This window comes from Streptomyces longispororuber, from assembly GCF_024448165.1.
In the GTDB taxonomy this organism is placed as follows: Bacteria; Actinomycetota; Actinomycetes; order Streptomycetales; family Streptomycetaceae; genus Streptomyces; species Streptomyces longispororuber_A.
Genome location: NZ_JAMOLN010000372.1, coordinates 1 through 4,221, shown reverse-complemented (window position 1 = coordinate 4,221; position 4,221 = coordinate 1). Strand labels below are relative to the sequence as shown.

General features: G+C 71.5%; 5 protein-coding genes. All 5 read right to left on the bottom strand.

Annotated features, from left to right (window positions below):
- Positions 1-358: 358 nt before the first annotated feature.
- Positions 359-1,195 carry a pyrroline-5-carboxylate reductase gene (gene proC, locus M4J07_RS46820; protein ID WP_255983332.1) on the bottom strand — a complete coding sequence of 279 codons (837 nt, stop codon included), beginning with the start codon at positions 1,193-1,195 and terminating at the stop codon, positions 359-361.
- Between the two features lie 103 nt (positions 1,196-1,298).
- A complete protein-coding gene (locus tag M4J07_RS46815; protein ID WP_255983330.1) occupies positions 1,299-2,036 on the bottom strand; it encodes an ABC transporter permease in 738 nt (245 codons plus the stop codon).
- Entirely contained in the window at positions 2,033-2,848 is an 816-nt protein-coding gene (locus M4J07_RS46810; protein WP_255983328.1) for an ABC transporter ATP-binding protein, read from the bottom strand. Before M4J07_RS46810 ends, M4J07_RS46815 begins: the two co-directional genes overlap by 4 nt.
- An 82-nt stretch (positions 2,849-2,930) precedes the next feature.
- Positions 2,931-3,728 carry a class I SAM-dependent methyltransferase gene (locus M4J07_RS46805; RefSeq protein WP_255983326.1) on the bottom strand — a complete coding sequence of 266 codons (798 nt, stop codon included), beginning with the start codon at positions 3,726-3,728 and terminating at the stop codon, positions 2,931-2,933.
- A gap of 87 nt (positions 3,729-3,815) precedes the next feature.
- The coding region (locus M4J07_RS46800; protein WP_255983324.1) for an EamA/RhaT family transporter at positions 3,816-4,221 on the bottom strand (406 nt) is incomplete at its 5' end.

Here is a 4,221-nt window from a genome sequence, read left to right as displayed (position 1 = left end):
TTTGCTTTTTGCTTTCCGGCCTTTCGGCCTTCCTGCGGTGTTGACTCTATCAGATCCTTTCGGGCCTGATTCCCAGTCAACCGGGTTTGTCTTCGCGGCTGTTGGGCCGTTCCGACGAGTGAGACTTTAGCGGAATCCCGGCTCCCGACCTAATCGGGGTCCCGCTCTTTCGAACGTGGATTCCTCATTTCGCAAAAGCGCGCACAAAGACTCGACGAAAGCTCGTCGAGCGTTTGAGTAGTTCTTGCGGAATGGCTGTCCGGGGACCGGCCAGAGGCGGCGCTCACGTCGGACAACTCGGAGAACACTACGTATCGGCCCGGGGCGTGTCAACTCGGTGCCCCGGGCCGGCGGGCGGTCAGCTGTTGTTGCCGGAGGCCAGGGCGCGGCTGCGGTCGCGGGCGGCTTCGAGGGCGGCGATGAGGGCGGCCCGTACGCCGTGGTTCTCGAGTTCGCGGATCGCGTTGATGGTCGTGCCCGCGGGGGACGTGACGTTCTCGCGGAGCTTGACCGGGTGTTCGCCGCTGTCGCGGAGCATCGTGGCCGCGCCGATGGCGGACTGGACGATCAGGTCGTGGGCCTTGTCGCGCGGGAGGCCGAGGAGGATGCCCGCGTCCGTCATGGCTTCGACCAGGTAGAAGAAGTAGGCGGGGCCCGAGCCGGAGAGGGCCGTGCAGGCGTCCTGCTGGGACTCCGGGACGCGGAGGGTCTTGCCGACCGAGCCGAAGATCTCCTCGGCGTGGGTGAGGTGGGCGGCGGTGGCGTGGGTGCCCGCCGAGATGACCGACATCGCCTCGTCGACCAGCGCCGGGGTGTTCGTCATGACGCGGACGACCGGGGTGCCCGTGGGCAGGCGCTCCTCGAAGAACGTGGTGGGGATGCCGGCCGCGCCGCTGATGATCAGGCGGTCGGCCGGGACGTGCGGGGCGAGTTCCGTGAGGAGGGTGCCCATGTCCTGGGGCTTCACAGTGAGGATCAGGGTGTCGGCCTGCTTGGCCGCTTCCTGGTTGGTGACCGGGGTGACGCCGTAACGGGTGCGCAGTTCCTCGGCGCGCTCCGGGCGGCGGGCCGTGACCATGAGGTCGGCCGGGGCCCAGCCGCCGCGGATCATTCCGCTGAGGAGGGCTTCGCCGATCTTGCCCGTGCCGAGCACGGCGACCTTGTGGCGCGTGGTCTGGGCGGTCGTCTCGCTCATGTGGTCGTGGGCCTTCCGTGTGCGTCGTCGTCCCGCTCTCGTTCACGGGCATCCTCGCACCGGGCCGGACCGGGGCCGTGGGGCGTTTCGGTGGGCGGACGGGTCAGGGGGTGCGGCGGCGGAGGGTCGCGGCGCCGAGGGCGAGGACGAGGGCCGCGCAGCCCGCGACGATCAGGGCGTCGCGGATGTAGGTGGCGGTGAGGTCGGTGTGGTGGAGGACCTCGTTCATGCCGTCGACCGCGTAGGACATGGGGAGGACGTTCGAGATCGCCTCAAGGACGGGCTGCATGCGGTCGCGCGGGGTGAACAGGCCGCAGAGCAGGAGCTGGGGGAAGATCACCGCCGGCATGAACTGGACGGCCTGGAACTCCGAGGCCGCGAAGGCGGAGACGAAGAGGCCGAGGGCCGTGCCGAGGAGGGCGTCCAGCAGGGCGACCAGGAGGAGCAGCCAGGCCGAGCCGGTGACGTTCAGGTCGAGGGCCCAGAGGGCGAGGCCGGTGGCCAGGGCGGACTGGATGATCGCCAGTGCGCCGAAGGCGAGGGCGTAGCCGCCGATCAGGTCGGCCTTGGCCATGGGCATGGCCAGGAGGCGTTCCAGGGTGCCGGTGGTGCGTTCGCGGAGGGTGGCGATGGACGTCACCAGGAACATCGTGATGAGCGGGAAGATGCCGAGGAGCGAGGCGCCGATGGAGTTAAAGGTGCCGGGGCTGCCGTCGAAGACGTAGCGGAGCAGGAAGAGCATCACGCACGGGACGAGCAGCATCAGGGCGATGGAGCGCGGGTCGTGGCGGAGCTGGCGCAGGACGCGGCTCGCGGTGGCGGTGGTGCGGTGGACGTTCATGACGGGCTCCGGGTGGGGTGCGCGGCGTTCGCCTCGTCGACGAGGTGGAGGAAGGCCTGTTCGACCGTGTCCGTGCGGGTGCGGGTGCGCAGGGCGTCGGGGGTGTCCTCGGCGAGGATCTCGCCGTCCCGCATGAGGAGCAGGCGGTCGCAGCGCTCGGCCTCGTCCATCACGTGGGAGGAGATGAGGAGGGTGGTGCCGTTCGTCGCGGCGAGGTGGTGGAAGAGGGTCCACAGGTCGCGGCGGAGGACCGGGTCGAGGCCGACGGTCGGCTCGTCGAGGACCAGGAGCTCGGGGGTGCCGAGCAGGGCGACGGCCAGGGAGACGCGGCTGAGCTGGCCGCCGGAGAGGTTGCCGGCCAGGGCGTTCTCGTGGGTGGTGAGGTCGACGTCGGTCAGGACGCGAGTGACGTCCGCGCGGCGGCGGTCGGCGTGGGCGCGGCCGGGCAGCAGGATCGCGGCGAAGTAGTCCAGGTTCTGGCGGATCGTCAGGTCGAGGTAGACGGACGGGGCCTGGGTGACGTAGCCGACGCGGGAGCGCAGGGTCGGGTGGCCCGCGGGCCGGCCGAGGACGGTGAGGGTGCCGGTGACCTTGGCCTGGGTGCCGACGAGGGCGCGCATCAGCGTGGACTTGCCGCAGCCCGAGGGGCCGAGGAGTCCGGTGATCCGGCCGCGCGGGACGGTGAAGTCGATGCCGCGCAGGACGGTGTGGGGGCCGCGGACGACGGTGAGGCCGGTGGCGTGCACGGCGGGGGTGGCGGCGGTGACGGGTTCCCGGGCGGTGGTGTCGCGGGGGCCCGTGGGTTTATTCATCACATGATGAATAATTCTCCGTGCGGGAGCCCTCGTCAAGGGTGGTGCGGTGTGGGTGTGCGTGCCGGTTCGCGTGCGTGGGTCAGGGGCGGCGTACGACCGTGAGGTCCACGGCGTACGCGTCCTCGACCATGCCGTCCGGGAAGAGCCGCAGCAGTTCCGCGCGCTCGTCCGCCAGGACCGGTGCCGACTTCTCCGCGCCCAGCACCGCGAAGTACGAGCGGCTGCCGAGGTGGGCCAGGTGCAGGTCGACCGGGATGCGGCGGGCCCAGTGCAGGCGGTGCAGGACGGGCTCGGGGGCCGGGGTCAGGCCGAGTGAGGCGATCATGCCCGGGGCGTCGCCGCTGACGCCGTGGCGGTGGTAGCCGGGGAGGCGCTTCTGGAGGCGGGCCTCCTGGGCGGCGATCCACTCGACGTCCGGGTCCGGGACGTTCCACCACAGGGCCAGGGCGCCGCCGGGGCGGAGCACGCGGAGTGCCTCCGGGACCGAGTGGGACGGGTCGGTCCAGTGCCAGGACTGGGCGTACGTGACCAGGTCGACGCTTTCGTCCGCGAGGGGGAGGGCGTCGCCGAGGGCGCGGAGCAGGGGGACGTCGGGGAGGCCGCGGCGGAGCCGGGCGCCCATGCCGGGGCCCGGTTCGACGGCGATGACGTGGGCGCCGCGGGCGCGCAGCAGGGCGGTGGCGATGCCGGTGCCCGCGCCGACGTCGACGACGCGGCTGCCGTCGAGGCGCAGGCCCGCCGCCGATTCGACGGTGTCGAAGAGGTGGGGCGGGTAGCTGGGGCGGGCCGAGGCGTACTGGTCGGCGACCGTGTCGAAGGAGAGGGCGAAGTCGGAGTGGGCGGCCGGGTGGGTGTCGTCCGTCGTGGCGTCATCCATGGCGTCATCCTCTCGGGAGCGTCTGTCGTCGGCTCGGCCTGCTTCTGCTTGATCGCCGCCTGCTTCTGCTCGTTTCTCCGTGCGCCGCTACTTGCGCTTCTTCTTGGCCGGGTTGCCGGTACGGCGGTTGGTGCGGCGCTCGTACTGCTCGCGGGCCGTCGCGTACTCCTGCCGGCGCAGCTTCTCGCCCGGGGCCTCCGTCAGGCAGCGCAGGGCCCAGGCGAGCAGGACGCCGACGAAGCCGATCATCAGGAAGCCGCGCAGGGACGCCTGCTTCTCGGCGTCGGGGCGCTCGGAGAAGGCGCCCCAGGTGCGGGTGAAGGCGAGGGCGCTGCAGATGGCGAACATCGCGACGACCAGGATGTTCACGAAGGAGCCGACGTCGGCGACGGCGAGGCCCTCGTAGGCGAACCGCAGGACGAAGCAGCCGGCGGCCGCGGCGACGAGGGCGCCCACGCAGACCGCGGCGCGGCGCAGCGCGTAGTTGCCGCTG